General features: G+C 69.6%; 11 protein-coding genes. 8 read left to right on the forward strand and 3 right to left on the reverse strand.

All coding sequences use genetic code 11. The annotated features are described in order from the left end of the window. Positions 1 to 72: 72 nt before the first annotated feature. On the reverse strand, positions 73 to 870 hold the full coding sequence (locus tag ACIBNE_RS05765) for a helix-turn-helix domain-containing protein (RefSeq protein ID WP_399269887.1): 798 nt from the start codon (positions 868 to 870) through the stop codon (positions 73 to 75). A gap of 245 nt (positions 871 to 1,115) precedes the next feature. On the opposite strand from ACIBNE_RS05765, the gene ACIBNE_RS05770 reads away from it, so the two are divergent. From ACIBNE_RS05770 to ACIBNE_RS05785, 4 genes are all read left to right on the forward strand, one after another. Continuing rightward, positions 1,116 to 2,345: a serine hydrolase domain-containing protein gene (locus ACIBNE_RS05770; RefSeq protein ID WP_399269889.1), complete on the forward strand. Its 1,230-nt coding sequence runs from the start codon at positions 1,116 to 1,118 to the stop codon at positions 2,343 to 2,345. Between the two features lie 154 nt (positions 2,346 to 2,499). Next, positions 2,500 to 3,201 carry a hypothetical protein gene (locus ACIBNE_RS05775; RefSeq protein WP_399269891.1) on the forward strand — a complete coding sequence of 234 codons (702 nt, stop codon included), beginning with the start codon at positions 2,500 to 2,502 and terminating at the stop codon, positions 3,199 to 3,201. Between the two features lie 471 nt (positions 3,202 to 3,672). Beyond that, a complete protein-coding gene (locus tag ACIBNE_RS05780) occupies positions 3,673 to 4,407 on the forward strand; it encodes a dienelactone hydrolase family protein (protein WP_399269893.1) in 735 nt (244 codons plus the stop codon). Between the two features lie 234 nt (positions 4,408 to 4,641). Next, positions 4,642 to 5,028 carry a hypothetical protein gene (locus ACIBNE_RS05785; protein WP_399269895.1) on the forward strand — a complete coding sequence of 129 codons (387 nt, stop codon included), beginning with the start codon at positions 4,642 to 4,644 and terminating at the stop codon, positions 5,026 to 5,028. Positions 5,029 to 5,875: 847 nt separating this feature from the next. Here ACIBNE_RS05785 and ACIBNE_RS05790 read toward each other — a convergent pair. Further along, positions 5,876 to 6,178: a hypothetical protein gene (locus tag ACIBNE_RS05790; protein WP_399269897.1), complete on the reverse strand. Its 303-nt coding sequence runs from the start codon at positions 6,176 to 6,178 to the stop codon at positions 5,876 to 5,878. Between ACIBNE_RS05790 and ACIBNE_RS05795 the strand changes: the two genes are divergently transcribed. After that, positions 6,171 to 10,712, forward strand: a complete 4,542-nt coding sequence (locus tag ACIBNE_RS05795) for a hypothetical protein (protein WP_399269899.1) — start codon at positions 6,171 to 6,173, stop codon at positions 10,710 to 10,712. The two genes, ACIBNE_RS05790 and ACIBNE_RS05795, sit on opposite strands and share 8 nt — an antisense overlap. 18 nt (positions 10,713 to 10,730) lie before the next feature. Here the strand turns inward: ACIBNE_RS05795 and ACIBNE_RS05800 are convergent, their stop codons facing one another. After that, entirely contained in the window at positions 10,731 to 10,994 is a 264-nt protein-coding gene (locus ACIBNE_RS05800; protein ID WP_399269901.1) for a dihydrofolate reductase family protein, read from the reverse strand. Positions 10,995 to 11,065: 71 nt separating this feature from the next. Between ACIBNE_RS05800 and ACIBNE_RS05805 the strand changes: the two genes are divergently transcribed. The 3 genes from ACIBNE_RS05805 to lanL all read left to right on the forward strand — a co-directional run bounded on the left by ACIBNE_RS05805 (position 11,066) and on the right by lanL (position 14,900). After that, a complete protein-coding gene (locus ACIBNE_RS05805) occupies positions 11,066 to 11,626 on the forward strand; it encodes a hypothetical protein (RefSeq protein WP_399269903.1) in 561 nt (186 codons plus the stop codon). 354 nt (positions 11,627 to 11,980) lie between these two features. After that, positions 11,981 to 12,151 carry an SflA family class IV lanthipeptide gene (locus ACIBNE_RS05810; protein ID WP_399269905.1) on the forward strand — a complete coding sequence of 57 codons (171 nt, stop codon included), beginning with the start codon at positions 11,981 to 11,983 and terminating at the stop codon, positions 12,149 to 12,151. Between the two features lie 31 nt (positions 12,152 to 12,182). Further along, a complete protein-coding gene (gene lanL / locus ACIBNE_RS05815) occupies positions 12,183 to 14,900 on the forward strand; it encodes a class IV lanthionine synthetase LanL (protein WP_399269907.1) in 2,718 nt (905 codons plus the stop codon). Positions 14,901 to 15,087: the final 187 nt, after the last annotated feature.

Below are 15,087 nucleotides of genomic sequence, written 5' to 3' on the forward strand. Positions count from 1 at the left end.
CTCGTGCTCAAGAGGCCCGGCCGGTGCCGTGAAAGGCGCGGGGGAGTCCGCTGAGGCGTACGGGCAGGGCTCTCAGAAGGCATGCGGCTGGTTGGCGCCCGGTGCAGGATCCCGCACGGTTTTCTGTCCGGCACTCTGCCCGGTGTTCCGTCCGGCCAGGTTTCGCCGGTACTCCTCAACGACCTTCCGGAAGGCTTCGTTCAGGAGCAGAAGGAACTCGGCCGAAGACGCGAAGCGGGCGCCGGCGGGGGTCGCGGCTCCGAGTGTGCAGGCGCCACGCCGTGACATCTCCGCCAAGGCGTCGTTCGTCCTTGCCGCCACGAGTGTGGAGCGGAGCCAGAGGTCCTCGTCGCAGATGTAGCGCTCGCGGCGTCCGCCGGCAGTCCGCTCCCGTCTCAGCATGCCCTGCTGTTCCAGGAAGGCGACGGCGTGCGAGACGGACGCCGGGCTGACGCCCAGCCGTTGGACCAGTTCGGCGGCGGTGAGGGCGCCCTCGTCGGTGACGTACAGACAGGCCAGCACTTTCGCGGCCATGCGGGGCAGTCCCTGCTGCGTGAGGAGCGCGCTGAAGGAGTTGGTGAAGTCAAGGACCGCGTCGGGGTCGCGATCGCATCCGACGCGCTCGTCGGCCGCGGGCGGTGTCGGGGACGGCACCGGCGTCCGGGGCTGCGCACGGCGCGCTCGCCGTCGCGTGTCTTCGTGGGCCCGTTGGGCCCCGTAACCTTCCGGACCACCGTTGCGGACGACCTCCCGCATGACGGTCGACGCGGGCCTGCCCAAGAGGCGTCCCATCTCGGTGTAGCCGAGTCCCCCGGCTAACCCCTCGGCGATCCGCTGACGCTCTTCACTGGTGAGCCTGCCTCCGGGCATGGGTGCTGATCCCCTCTCCTTCGACGCTTCCCCGACCTGCGGACAGTGTGCGTTCAATTCATACCCATTGCAATGCAGGAGTGCGCCGGGGCATCGCGTACGCCCTCAATCTCATTGCAATGAACATGGTTTGAACGGCATGAAGAGTGTTTTTGTTGCTCCGTCACATGTTGACGAAGGAGTGAACGCAATATAGTTTCCTGGCTGTTCAGTCATTCCCGAACGTTGCGGCAAGGAGCTTCATCATGGGTACGGGTAACGGCGGCTTCTCGAAGTCGGGCCTGCGCAAGGTGCACGACGTGCTGGAGCGGCACGTCGAATCGGGAGACGTTCCCGGCATCGTCGCGCTGTTCAGCCGGGGCGACGAGACGCACGTCGAGACGATCGGCACCATGCGCCGCGAAGGCGGCGCGCCGATGGAGCGGGACACGATCTTCCGGATGGCCTCGACGTCCAAGCCGGTGACGGTCGCGGCGGCGATGGCCCTGCTCGACGAGTGCGGACTGAGGCTGGACGATCCGGTCGACCCGTGGTTGCCCGAACTCGCCGACCGCCGGGTGCTGAAGCGGATCGACGGCCCGCTGGACGAAACCGTTCCCGCGCGCCGCCCCGTCATCGTGCGAGACGTGTTGACCTCGACCTTCGGGCTCGGCATGGATATGACGTCGATAGGCACCCCTGTCATGGCCGCGGTCTTCGAGAAGGGGATCACCCCCAACCTCCCGGTGCCGATGCCCGAGCAGGACGAGTGGATGCGGCGCCTGGGCGAGCTTCCGCTGATGCACCAGCCGGGTGAGCAGTGGCAGTACCAGATCGCCAGCGACCTGCTCGGCGTGCTCGTCTCCCGCGTCACCGGCCAGTCGTTCGAGGCGGTCCTGAAGGAGCGGATCTTCGATCCGCTGGGCATGAAGGACACCGGCTTCCACGTGCCCGCCGACGACATGCACCGGCTGCCTCCCCTGTACGCCCCCGACCCGGCGACCGGCGAGTTCCACGTGTGGGACGAAGCCGAAGGCGGCCGCCACAGCGCGCCTCCGGCGTTCCAGAGCGGCGGTGGCGGACTGAACTCCACCGCCGACGACTACCACGCGTACTTCCGGATGCTGCTCAACGGCGGTGTGCACGAAGGCGAGCGCATCCTGTCGCGGCCCGCCGTCGAGCTGATGACCACCAACCGCCTCACGCCCGCACAACTGGCCGCCCGCACCGCGCTCGCCACCGACAACGTGCACATCTCCTTCGGGCAGGGCCAACACGGCGGCTGGGGCTTCGGGATGGCGGTGCGCACCTACCGGGGCGACTACGCACCCGTCGGCCAGTTCGGCTGGGACGGCGGCAGCGGCACCTCGACCTACGCCGACCCGGTGACCGGCCTCACCGGCATCCTGCTCACCCAGGTCGGGGCCTCCGCCCCCAACTCGGTGCGGCTCATGCACGACTTCTGGACCACGCTCTACCAGGCGCTCGACTCCTGACCCCGCCTTCGGCAGCCGCACGTGCCGATCGGGCGGCGCCCCGCGACCGGGTGGCCGTACGGACTGGTGTACCCGTACGGCCTCCGGGACGGCGGTGGGAAAGGTCCTCTTGTGTGCGGTTGAAGTGGGCTGTCCGTTACCGCACTTGTCCGCTGTGACCGCCGTCCTGGCCGATGCCGGGCTGGTGCGATGCGCCCGAAACCTCAAGGCTAAGAGCGTCCAACGCGATGAGGTGGACCGGTCCTGGCGCCTTCACCGCGGCGCGGTCGGCGTTGCGCAGGGCGCGTATGCCGGTACGTTTCGCCTTCCGCCGACGATTTCGAGGAGGCCTGCGGTGCAGCGAGACATGACGCTCCACACCGCTTACACGCACTACTGGATCACGGGCAGCGAGCCCGAGCCCGGGGAGGTTCCAAAGGGGGCGGGGAGGCAGCGGGACAACGGACGGGTGGAGGCGCTGGAAGCCAGTGAGGCGCATCCGGGGCTCGTGATCTGGACGGGTGTGCAGCACGGTGACATTCCGGCTGTGGTCCGGGTCCACGAGAGCGAACCTGAGCTGGACGGGGAAGGCTGGGACGAGATCGTGGAGGGCGACCTTCAGGCCGAGTCGTACGTTCAGCTGGGCAACCTGGACGGGCAGTTGCAGGAGTTCGACCTTCCAGGGCCGGGGCACGGTGATGGGCACAACTGGCGGGTGAGGCTGTCGGTGAAGGGCGCCGACGACTCTCTGGCGGTGGCCTACGAAGAAGACGGGCGCGAGCTGACGGAACGGCACCGCATCGACATGTGGCCGGCACCGGAGACCGGGCTGCTCTGGCTGAGGGAGGATGCCCGCGGCTTCCGCAAGCCGCAGTAGGGCACCTGATCGGTCCGCCCACTTTGCGGCAGCCAGCTACGGGTCGATCGCAGCGCTCCGGCGCACATGCTGTCCCTATAGCGCTTGTTGAGCAGCACGAGAGTGTTGTCGATCAGGCCGAGTGCGCTGCTCTGGTCCGCCATGCTTTCCTGCCCCGAGCTGGACGTTGTCGAGGACGACGCGCTGCCCGGATCGATCAGGTCCGCCTCCGACACCGCTGTCGGTCCGCGGTGGCCGAAGCCGCTGTCGGTCTTTCTGCCGCACTGAATGATCAGAGGTGTGGGCTATGTTGTGCGTATGACTACCGGGACGGCATTGCGCCACACACGGATTGGTGACCCGGTGCTCCTCTGAGCGCCGTACGGGCCAGTACGGTCCCGCTGTTCGACCGAGGATCCTGCGCTGCCGCGCGGGCTCCTCCTCCGTGGTGTTGGTCAGAGGCTCGACAGATCAACCACTACAGGAGAATTCATGCCCACCAAGACCTTGCAGATTCCCACCGCGGACGGCCAGGCCGATGCGTTCGCCGCCTTCCCCGACCGTGGCGAGCGGCACCCGGGGGTGCTGCTGTACTCGGACGGTTTCGGCATCCGGCCCGTTCTGCGGGAGTTGGCCCGCGAACTGGCCGGGCACGGCTACTACGTGCTCGTCCCCAACCTCTACTACCGGCATGGCCCGGTACCAGTGATCGAGCTTCCCGAGCACATCGGAGAAGAGGACCGGGCTTCGCTCTTCGCCGAGTTGATGCCCTTGATCGAGGCGCACACCGCCGAACGCGTGCTGAGGGACGCAAACGCCTACGTCACGTTCCTCACCGCCCAGCCCGAGGTCAGCGTAGGCCCGGTCGCGGTGACTGGCTACTGCATAGGCGGCCTCTTGGCGCTGCGGACCGCTGCGGCCCACCCCGGCCAGGTGGCTGCCGTCGCTGCGTTCCACGGCCCCGTGAGTGCCGATGGGCCCGGCTTGTTCTCCAAGCTCACCGCCGAGGTCCACCTCGGCCACGCCGAAGGAGACATGACACCCGAAGCCCTCGGCGAGCTCAGCCAGGTTCTGGATGCCGCGGGCGTCAGCTACACCTCCGAGATCTATCCCGGCACGATCCACGGCTTCACCATGTCCGACACCGACGCCTTCAGCGCCTCTGGGCTGAAGCAGCACTGGGACCACCTGCTCCCTCTCTTGGGCGGCACTCTGGGCAATCGCTGAGGCTGCGGCTCGGAACCACACCTGAAGGGCTGCCGCCGGGTGCGGAGGACGAGCACCGCACCGACGGCTGAACCAGCCAAGTTCGAGGGGAGTTTCTCGTTCCGCCCCAGCTGCCGCACTCCGTCCTTAATATGGCCACGGCCATGGCCATGACAGATGGCGGGAGTCTGGGGACGGACGTCTCCTGTGGTGTACAGGCGCCCCGCCACGCTGACTTGAGGGGGAACACGGACTATGCGCATCACCCGACGTGCCGTCAGACTCGGCACTCTGCTCGCTGCGGTCACCGCAGCAGGCGTTCTCGCCACCGCACCCGCCAGCGCAGCCGGTGTCAGCTGGACCAGCTGCTCCGGGAGCCAGTGTGACGCGGCGGCCGTCAACAACGACCCTCCGGGGCGCCCCGGTTCCCAGACGTCTGTCCTCGACGGATCCAACGACGGGCGGGGAGCGGCGCTGCACGTCCAGCTCGTCGGCCAAACGGGTGACGGGTGGGTCTACGGGACTCTCGGCGGCCCGAGCACGTCGAGGAGCGCCTACTTCGACGTCAACGTCAAGCGGGCACGCATCTGCGACTGGGACGGGGTCGTCGCCTACAACTGCGGCGGCTGGAAGAACTTCTAGCAGAGCGCCGAAACGGGCGGGCCCTGCCGTGCACGGCAGGGCCCGCCCGTTTCGGGTACCCGAAGGGCGGGGGGGCGGGTCGGGGGAGGGGGATGCCAGGGCTGCGAAGCACGGAACTCCGACCGGTCGCGGGCTGCCGGTGGGTTTGGGGGTTCGGACATGCGGAACAGGGGCTGGAGCCGTGACGTATCCGCTCCCTTCCGGGGCCCTGAGAGCCGGGGTCCTGGGAGATGTTCTCCCATTGGTGCGGTTCGGCCCTTCGCCCGCGATCTCGCGGAGATGGGTCTCCTCCTGTCGCGAAGCGGTTTCGTTGGGGCCTCGTGTGAGCGCCGAGGTCTTGGCTCTGGACGCCGAGAGGCATGGGCAGGCCGTGCTGTCCCTGGTTGCCAGTCAGGAGAATCCACGGCCCGTCCGGTCCGGGCGTACGGACGGAGTATCGCCCCGACGGCTTCGCGGAGACGCCCTATGGGCCGTTGCCGAAGGCACTCCAAAGAAGACGGGTATCTCGCCGTGAGCCAGGAGAACGCGGCCTGCCCCCCGCCTCCGTCATGCTCCTGTTCCACCGGGCAGGGCGGTCCCTTCCATGGGGCACTTCTCGGAAGCCCTCAAGCGAGTGGTGTGGTCGGCCGGACGAGTACCAGTGCGAAGCGGGGCACCTGACACGCGACAGGTGTCCCGCCTCTGTCCGCCCTCGCCGGAGGACGTCGCGGGACGTACCTCCCATAGCCGCGTCAGCGGTGGTCCGGTCGGGTGCGATCCGATGGTTGCGCGTGGTGTTTCGTGGGCGAGTGCCGTGACGCGGGATATGTGGTAGCGAGCGTGCGAGGTGGTTCCACGCCCGGGTGATTTACGAGGAGCGCGTGTTGGTGCACCAAGGCGGAGCCGGTCGTACGGGCCGGTTGGCGGAGATGCGGTCGTGGTTCACCCGGGTTCCTTCGGGCTTGCTGGCCGTTGTCGTGACACTGGTCTCGCTCACGGTCCCGCCGTGGGGCACGGTCACCCCGGCGGTGGCCGTGCCGGTGGGGTCGGAGTACCCGAGCAGGTGGAGCGTGAACGGCAACACGGCTACGGGGACCACTCCGAGCGGTGTGCGGGTGACGGCGGTGGCCTCGGGGCCGACGGCCATGCGCCCCGCCGGAGGCATGATCATGTTGGGCTCCCGGCCCGCGTATCTGCCGGACACCAGCAGCGGGGCACTGAGGTTCGGCGTGCAGGGCTGCACCAACACCGCCCAGAGCGGGTGCGGAACGGTCACCTACACCTTCTCGCAGCCGGTGAAGACCCCGATCCTGTACCTGGGTGACATCGGCGCGCTCACGCACGACAACAACACCGTGCTCAGCTACCACAACCACCCGCTGACCCTGCGCGAGGGCACCTTCAGCCTGGAGGCCCCCGGCTCGCGCAGCCCCCGCATGGACCTGCGCAACGGCGACCGCACGGTGGGGATCCTCAACCCGAGGAGCTACGTGGGCACCTCGGCCCGCAACATCTCCAGCTGCGGCACCATGGGCTGCGGCGCCTACAACGTCAACACCACGTCCGCCACCATCACCAGCCTGACCGTGGACGTCGGCTACGGCGGCACGGGAACGAACCTGGACATCTGGGGTCAGATCCTTGGCATCACCCCCGCCGAATCCGAGCTGCGGCTGACCAAGACGGCCACGCCGAAGCAGGTGACGAAGGTCGGCGAGGTGATCTCGTACGCGTACCGGGTGACCAACACCGGCGATGTGCCGGTCACGGACCTGAAGGTCGACGAGGGCCCCTTCTCCGGCTCGGGCGGCGCGCCCGAGGTGAGCTGCCCCGCCGGTGTCCTGGACGTGAAGGAGTCGGTGACCTGTACGGCGACGTACACCGTGTCCCAGAAGGACCTGGACGCGGGCGAGATCACCAACACCGCGCGGGCGAAGGCCACACCGCCGCCCGGGATGACGGCACCGACGTCCAACGAGGATTCGGCCACGGTGACGGCGGAAGCGGATCCGGGGGTGTCCTTGAGGAAGACGGTGGCGCAGACCGGGGACCTGCGGGCCGGACAGACGCTCCACTACTCGTACGAGATCACCAACACCGGCAATGTGACGCTGAGCCCGGCGGAGATCGAGGAGACCCGGTTCACCGGGCGTGGCGACGCCCCGCGTGTCACCTGCCCGAAGGAGGCCGGGAGCCTCGCCCCCGGCAGGTCGGTGACCTGTACCGCCGAGTACACCGTGGTGCAGGAGGACGTGGACGCGGGCTCGGTCGCGAACACCGCGGTGGCCAACGGCGCCCCGCCGCGCGGCGATCAGGTGACCTCTGAGCCCTCCTCCGCCGTCGTGCCCTTCGAGGCGAAGCCCGCGCTGAAGCTGGAGAAGTCGGCCGACAGGGATTCGTACTCCGCCGGGGACACCATCCGCTACCGGTTCGTGGTGACGAACACCGGCAATGTCACGATGAGCGACATCGGTCTGGAGGAAGTCGACTTCAGCGGAGCCGGAGAGCTGACGGGCCCTTCCTGTCCGCAGGAGGCGAAGTCGCTGGCGCCGGGCGCGTCGGTGACCTGTACGGCCGCCTATGTGGCCACGCAGGCCGATGTGGACGCGGGCGAGATCACCAACACCGCCAAGGCAGAGGGGACTGAGCCCCGCGGGGGCGGCCCGGTCACCTCCGAACCGGCGAACGCCCGGGTCCCGGCGGACCAGAAGCCGGCTCTCAAGATCGACAAGTCAGCGGACCGGAGCCGCGTCAATGTCGGTGAGACGATCACGTACTCGTTCGTCGTGAGCAACACCGGAAACGTGACGCTCCGCGACATCCAGGTCGAGGAGGAGACGTTCACCGGAGCCGGAAGGCTTTCGGAGATCTCCTGCCCGGAGGGCGTCCGCGAGCTCGCGCCCGATGACACCGTCACCTGTACGGCCACCTACGTAGTGGTCCAGGCCGATGCGGACGAGGGCGAGATCAACAACTCCGCGAAGGCCAAGGGCACGCTCCCGAGCCGCGACGAGCCCATTACCTCACCCCCCTCGGACGTCCGCGTCCCGCAGGATCCCGAGCCCGCCCTGTCCCTGGAGAAGACGGCCGACCGGCAGAACCTCGTCGTCGGCAGGACCCTCACCTACCGGTTCCGGGTCACCAACACCGGCAATGTGACCATGCGGGACGTGACCATCGACGAGGGTGACTTCAGCGGTACGGGCACTCTGTCGGAGGTGTCCTGCCCGCAGGAGGCGAAGTCCCTCGCGCCCGGCGCGGTCGTCACCTGCACCGCCACCTACGAGGTGACGCAGGCGGACGTGGACGCCGGGAAGGTGGAGAACACCGCGACCGCCACCGGCGTGCCCCCGAGCGGTGGCGACCCCGTCCCCTCGAACCCGACCACGACCGAGGTCCGCGGCCGTCAGACACCGGAGCTGACGGTCGTGAAGTCGGCGGACAAGGACGTGTACGGGGTGGGGGAGAAGCTGACGTACGCGTTCCGGGTCACCAACACCGGCAATGTGACCATGCGGGACGTGACCATCGACGAGGGTGACTTCAGCGGTACGGGCACTCTGTCGGAGGTGTCCTGCCCGCAGGAGGCGAAGTCCCTCGCGCCCGGCGCGGTCGTCACCTGCACCGCCACCTACGTGGCCACGCAGGCGGACGTGGACGCCGGGAAGGTGGAGAACACCGCGACCGCCACAGGCGTGCCGCCGAACGGCGGCGACCCCGTCGACTCGAAGCCGGGGAAGTCAACGGTGCCCGCTGAGCGGAAGCCGGGCCTGACGGTCGTGAAGTCGACGGACAAGGACGCGTACGGGGTGGGGGAGAAGCTGACGTACGCGTTCCGCGTGACGAACACCGGAAACGTCACGCTCCGCGACGTCGGGGTGAAGGAGGGGGAGTTCAGCGGTAGCGGAAAGCTGTCGGAGATCTCGTGCCCCGACGAGGCGAAGTCGCTGGCACCGGGCGCGTCGGTGACGTGCACGGCCACCTACGTGGCCACTCAGGACGACGTGGACGCCGGGCAGCTCACCAACACGGCGAAGGGCCGCGGCACACCACCCGGCAGCGACAGACCCGTCACCTCGGACCCCGGTACCACGAAGACGCCCGCCGACCGCAGGCCGAGCCTGAAGCTGGAGAAGTCCGCCGACAAGCAGGGCCTGGTGGCCCGGGACAGAATCACGTACGCGTTCAAGGTGACCAACACCGGCAACGTCACGGTCAAGGACGTCGTCATCGGTGAAACCGAGTGGACCGGATCCGGGCCCGGCGCGGACATCTCCTGCCCCGACGGGGCGAAGTCCTTGGCCCCAAGTGCGTCCGTGACCTGCACTGCGGTGTACACCGTGTCGCAGTCCGACGTGGACGCGGGGCAGCTCCGCAACGTGGCACGGGCCCTGGGCTTCCCCAAGGGCGGCGAAGACTCGGTGGTGTCGAACGAGTCCGCGGTGCTGATCACCGAGGAGGCGCGGCCCTCGATGACGCTGGCCAAGTCGGTGGCGGAGGAGGACCTGGAGGCCGGAGGGACGCTCCACTACTCCTTCGCCATCACCAACACCGGCAACGTGCGGCTGCACGACATCGACCTCAAGGAGGTCGCGTTCACCGGTTCCGGCGGGGTGCTGCGACCCGAGTGCCCGAAGGGCGACGGCCTGCACCCCGGTGAAGTCCTCGTGTGCACCGCGCAGTACGAGGTGACCCAGCAGGACGTCGACCGGGGCTCGGTGAAGAACACCGCCGTGGCGAGCGGCGCGCCTCCGCGCGGCGGGCGCGTGTCGACCAACGAAGCCTCGGCCGAGGTCAGGCACGAGACCAAGACAGCGCTGACGCTGGAGAAGACCGCGGAACCGAGCGGCCTCCCGGAGGCCGGTGACGAGATCACCTACTCCTTCAAGGTCACCAACACCGGCAGCGTCACCATGACGGACGTCCGTCCGGTCGAGGGCGAGTTCACCGGCACCGGCACGCTCTCCGAGATCACCTGCCCCGAGGGGGCCAAGTCGCTGGCTCCGGGGGAGTCGGTGACCTGCACCGCGACGTACCGGGTGACGCAGGACGACGTGGATGCGGGGAAGATCAGCAACACGGCGACCGCGACCGGTGTGCCGCCCGGTGCCGATGAGCCGGTCGGCTCACCGCCCTCGGACTCGCACGTGCCCAGCGATCCGAATCCGGGCGTCACAGTGGTGAAGACGGCGGACACGAAGCGGGTCGCCCGCGTGGGGCAGGTGGTCACCTACAGCTTCAAGGTGACCAACACCGGCAACGTCAGCCTTACCGATGTCGAGGTGAGGGAAGGGGAGTTCAGCGGGAGCGGCAGGCTCAGCCCGATCGTCTGCCCGCGCGGGGCCACCGGCCTGGCTCCGGGTCGGCATGTCACCTGCACGGCCACCTACACCGTGCTGCGGGCCGACCTGACGGGCAAGCCGCTGCGCAACACCGCCACCGTCACCGGCACGGCGCCCGGCGGTGGTCCCCTCACCTCCGACCCGGCCACCTCCACCGTGGCCACCGACACCGTGGATACCGCCACTGAGGGCCCCGTCGTTGTGGACACCGACCCCGTCCAACCGCCCCTGCGACCCGACCCCGAACTGCCCGAGACCGGCGGTGACATCAGCGGCGAAGCGATCGGAGGCAGCATCGCGCTCCTGCTCGCCGGCACCGCTCTCGTCATCGCCGCGCAGCGCCGTCGCAGGCAGCAGGGCTAATGGCTCGGGCGTTGTGGTTCAGCGGAGCCGGTCGTGGACGAGGGCCATCGTGCCCAGATCACCGGTCTCCTGGTGGACGAGCTTCCACTTCGTCGAAGGGAGGCCGTCGCCGAACAGCCGCATTCCGCCGCCGACGATCTCGGGGATGACGAGGAGGTACATCCGGTCGAGCAGGTCGGCTGACAGCAGCGCCTTGGTGATGCTGGGGCTGGTGTTGACGAGGATGTCGCCCTCACCACCAGCCTTCAGCCCGGCTACGACATCGGCGACGGGGCCGTTCATGATGCGTGTGCGGCAGCCGTTCTCACCCGTGCCGATCTGCCGGCCGTCCGGTGGTTGATAGCGTGATTGTCGTGACGGAACTGGAAGAGCTGGTCCTGAGCCCCGACGAACGGGCCCGGGGGCTTCGTGTCGACAGCGTGGTGTTCACCATGGACTGGGCCGGTGAGGACTGCCCGGGTCAGCTGGCTGCGTTCGTGGCTGATCGCGTACGGGCCTTCGGGGCGGAGCCGACAGGCGTCGACACCGACGTCGTCTACCGGGCAGCCGAGGCCGACCCGACTCTGCGTCGCGGTGATTTCCCGGTCCGTCAGCTCGACCACCTGTCCGGTGTGCTGGCGGATCTGCGCTGCTCGCTCATGGTGTGGGAGAACGGCACCGATGCGTATGAGATATTGGTCGCGCTGACCGATGGGCGTGAGCCGACCGGGTTGACGTACGAGGACCTCCCGGTGAGGGTCTGGGGCTCGGAGCCCGAAGTGACCCTGGTCAGCCTGGACTGCCCGAGTTGCTCGCAGATGTTGGTCTGGGAACTGCCGGCGGACCAGACCCTGGCCGACGAGTGCTGCGATTGTGGAGCCGCGTTGTTCGACGCCACTGGCCGTGCGCTGCCCCACGTCACTCTCCACGGCTGAGCCGCTCGGCCTCTGGGGCTGACCGGCAGAGCGGCCCGCTGTTCGGTGCGTGCGGCCAGGAGGCGGTCGTGGCGGCGGGTTCTCCGTCCTCGTGGCCGACGAGCGCCTATCAGCCAGGTGCGCCGCTGGGGACGTCAGTTGCCCCTCAACCCGGTAGCGCTGTGTACGGTCAGTGACTGGGGCGCCTCCGCCGTCTTCTCAAGTGGCCGTGTGCTGATCGCCGCGGGCGGCTCCGTAGTGAGGTCGGCTCCATTGACCTGGGGGTCCTTCGTGATGAAACTGTCAGGTGCACGACGGTCACGTTTTCTTCACGGACCGACCATGTTCCTTGTCTTCTCATAGAAAAGGACCACCATGAGCCTCTCGGCAGTGCAGATCCGCGACGCTGGACCCCTCGAAATCGCCCTGGAAGAGCTGGAGAGTGGCGAGATTCCGTTCGAGGAGATGGCAGACCCCAGCCGCGGGGTCCAGGCGTGTCTCTCCGATCCCTGGGTGACGGCGACGACCCGCTTCGCCTGCGACTAGGACCGGGCGGGCGAGGGCGTAAGGGGCAGGCGTGGCCGCCCTCATGAATCCGGACGGCGCGCACGCGTCCGCCACCGGTGAGTCGGCGGCCACCTGCCCGACGTCCGGCCCGGACCTGTGCCCCGAGGACGGTCTCGGGGCGCAGGTCCGGCGCCTGGTCGCGGGCCACGAGCGGCGCCTTGTCGTCGACGGCCCGTGGCTCTGCATCGTCTCCACGGGGACCTCGCGTGGGGCCTCGCGTCAACTCGCACCGCACGGATGGAAGTTGCACCTCTCCGCTCGCGCGGACGATCTTCCCCGGCTGTTGGAACTCGCCCTGCCCGTAGTCCTGGCGCACGACTGCGACGCCAAACTGGCCCGGGACATCGAGGTGTTGCGGGAGATGAACGCGGGCGTACGCGGGCCGGCCCTCGTAGGGAAGGCCGTCACGGTCTACCCGCGCCATCCCGAGCGCGTGAGCGCGCTCGGCACGGACCTCGCCCAGCGGCTGGCCGGTCTGCTGGGACCCCGTGTCCTCAGCGACCGGCGCATCCGCCCGGACGCACCCGTCTACTACCGCTACGGCCCGCTGCGCGCCGACGGCGACGACGCGTCGGCGCTCGTCATGACCGGCCCCGGCGGAGAGAGCTTTCCCGGGCGCGCGGGCCCGCGCTACCGCCAACCGCCGTGGGCCAGCGACCCGTTCCAGCCCGCCGCCACTGCTACTGCCGCCGCGCCCGTGTCCGCCACCACCAGGCTGATCGGCGGGCGTCACCGGCTCACCGTCGGCATCGTCCGCTCACCGCACGGCGACGTGTACCGCGCCCTGGACACCGAGACCGGCAGCCGCGTGATCGTCAAACAGGCCCGCGCCCATGTCGGCGAGGACGCCGCGGGCGTCGACGCCCGCGGCCGCCTGCGGCACGAACACGCCGTACTGGCCGCCCTGTCCGGCCTCGACGGCGTCCCGCGCATTCACGATCACCTCCGCCACGGCGACGACGAATACCTGGTCACCACCGACTGCGGCCCCCACGACCTGCGCCGTGACGTACTCGCCCACGGCCCGTACGCACCGGACGCGACCACGCCGTCCCGGAACCTCGCCGCACTGGCCCGCCGCCTGCTGCGCGTGCTCGACGGTGTGCACGCCCGGGGTGTCGTGATGTGCGACCTCAAGCCGTCCAACGTGGTGCTCGACGAGCACGGTGTCGCCCACCTCGTGGACTTCGGGATCGGCGCCCTGCACGGCGAGAGGCCTGCGGGGGCGACCCCCGGCTACTCGATGCCGGTGCTCCGCGCGGACCGGGCCCCGCAGCCCGCAGACGATTTGTACGCCCTCGGCGCGACCCTCTACTTCGCCCTCACCGGCATGGACCCGGTGGTCGTCGACCGCGACCGCGACGTCAACCGCGAGCGCACCCTGCAGTGTCTGGATGCCGTGCTCCCGGATGCCGCGCACCACTGGGCGCGTGCGCTCGTCGCCGGGATGCTGGACCCGGACCCCGTACGCCGCACCGCCTGCGCGGATCGCCTGCGCGGGCCGGTGACCACTGCCTTTGCCGCCCGAGCGGCCCGGCGTTTGCCACGGATCACCGGTGACCTGCTGGAGGATCTGATCGCGCACACCGTGGCGAACTGCGCGGAGGCGGCCGCCGGACTTCCCGAGCCGCCGCACGAGGGTTCCGGAGGGCCGGGCCACGGGCTGACGCTCTACGACGGCGCGGCCGGTCTGGGACTGGAGCTGCTGCACCACAGGGACCGGCCAGGAGTGTCCGATGCGGTGGCCGAGCTCGCCCGCAGGACCGCGGAACACCCCGCCCTGCCCGCCCTGTCGGCCGCTCTGTACACCGGGCGCACCGGAGTCGACCTCTTCCTCGAACGGGCCGCCGCGGCCACCGGTTCGCCCGCCGTCGTCCCCGCACCCGGCCGTCGCCCCTACGACACAACGGGTGATCAGATCGGCGGCGCGTCAGGCGTCGGGACCGGGCTGCTCGCACTGGCCCGCCAGGCGTACGCTACGGGGCGCGTGGAGGAGGGCGAGGCGAGGATCGCCGCGGCGGGGGAGTGCGTACGGGCGCTGCTGCGGGGGGAGTGCGAGCAGGAGCCTGCCGAGCCGCAGCGGTCGGCAGCGGACTCGGCGGCCGCGTTCACGCTCGGGTTCGCTCACGGCCGGGCGGGCGTCGTCCACTTCCTGTCCGCGTACCACCGCCGTACCGGCGACCCGGATGCCGGTGCCGCCGCCCGAAGGGGACTGGCAGAGCTGACCACGCACACACCGCGACTGCTGACGCTGGCCGCCCGGCCTGAGGCTCACCGGCGATACGGGTCCTGGTGCCGCGGACTCGCCGGGATCGGCGCCCTCCTGATCGAGGAGGGCGCATACGCGCAGGACCCGTTCACGACGGAACTCGGTGTGCGCTGTGCCTGGGCGAGCCGCCGACTCGCGCCCCGGATGAGCCCGGTCTCGCAGTGCTGCGGTCTGGCGGGCGTCGGTGAACTCCTCCTCGATGCGGCAGCCGCCACCGGCGACGCACCCCTGCACACCGCGGCCGAGGACGTCGCCGGGCTGATCCTGGCCCGCAGCGGCGGCACCGGGCGACGGCCGGTGTTCGCCGACAACACCCTGACCGCGTCGAGTGCGGGTTGGGCTTCGGGCAGTGCGGGCGTCCTGTCCTTCCTGCGCCGCTTGCGCGACCGCGGCGGACCGCGCCTGTGGTCCGAAGGCCCGCCCGGTACCCGCAGTACGGGCGGGAAGGGCGGCCGGTGAGCGGCGGGCGCGCCTCCGCTGAGGCAACCTGAACGGGGCCTTCGGCAGAAGCGGCCGTGCCTGGACCCTGTGGACGTCCGTGTACCGACAGGTTGGAAAGGTCTCGCCATGCCGTCGGGCCTCCTCCCCGTGGCTCGACGGCTCCACGCCTGTGGGCGTACACGTGAACGCGGCTTGGTGCTCCGGC

The organism is Streptomyces sp. NPDC050504 (assembly GCF_044458065.1).
GTDB lineage: Bacteria > Actinomycetota > Actinomycetes > Streptomycetales > Streptomycetaceae > Streptomyces.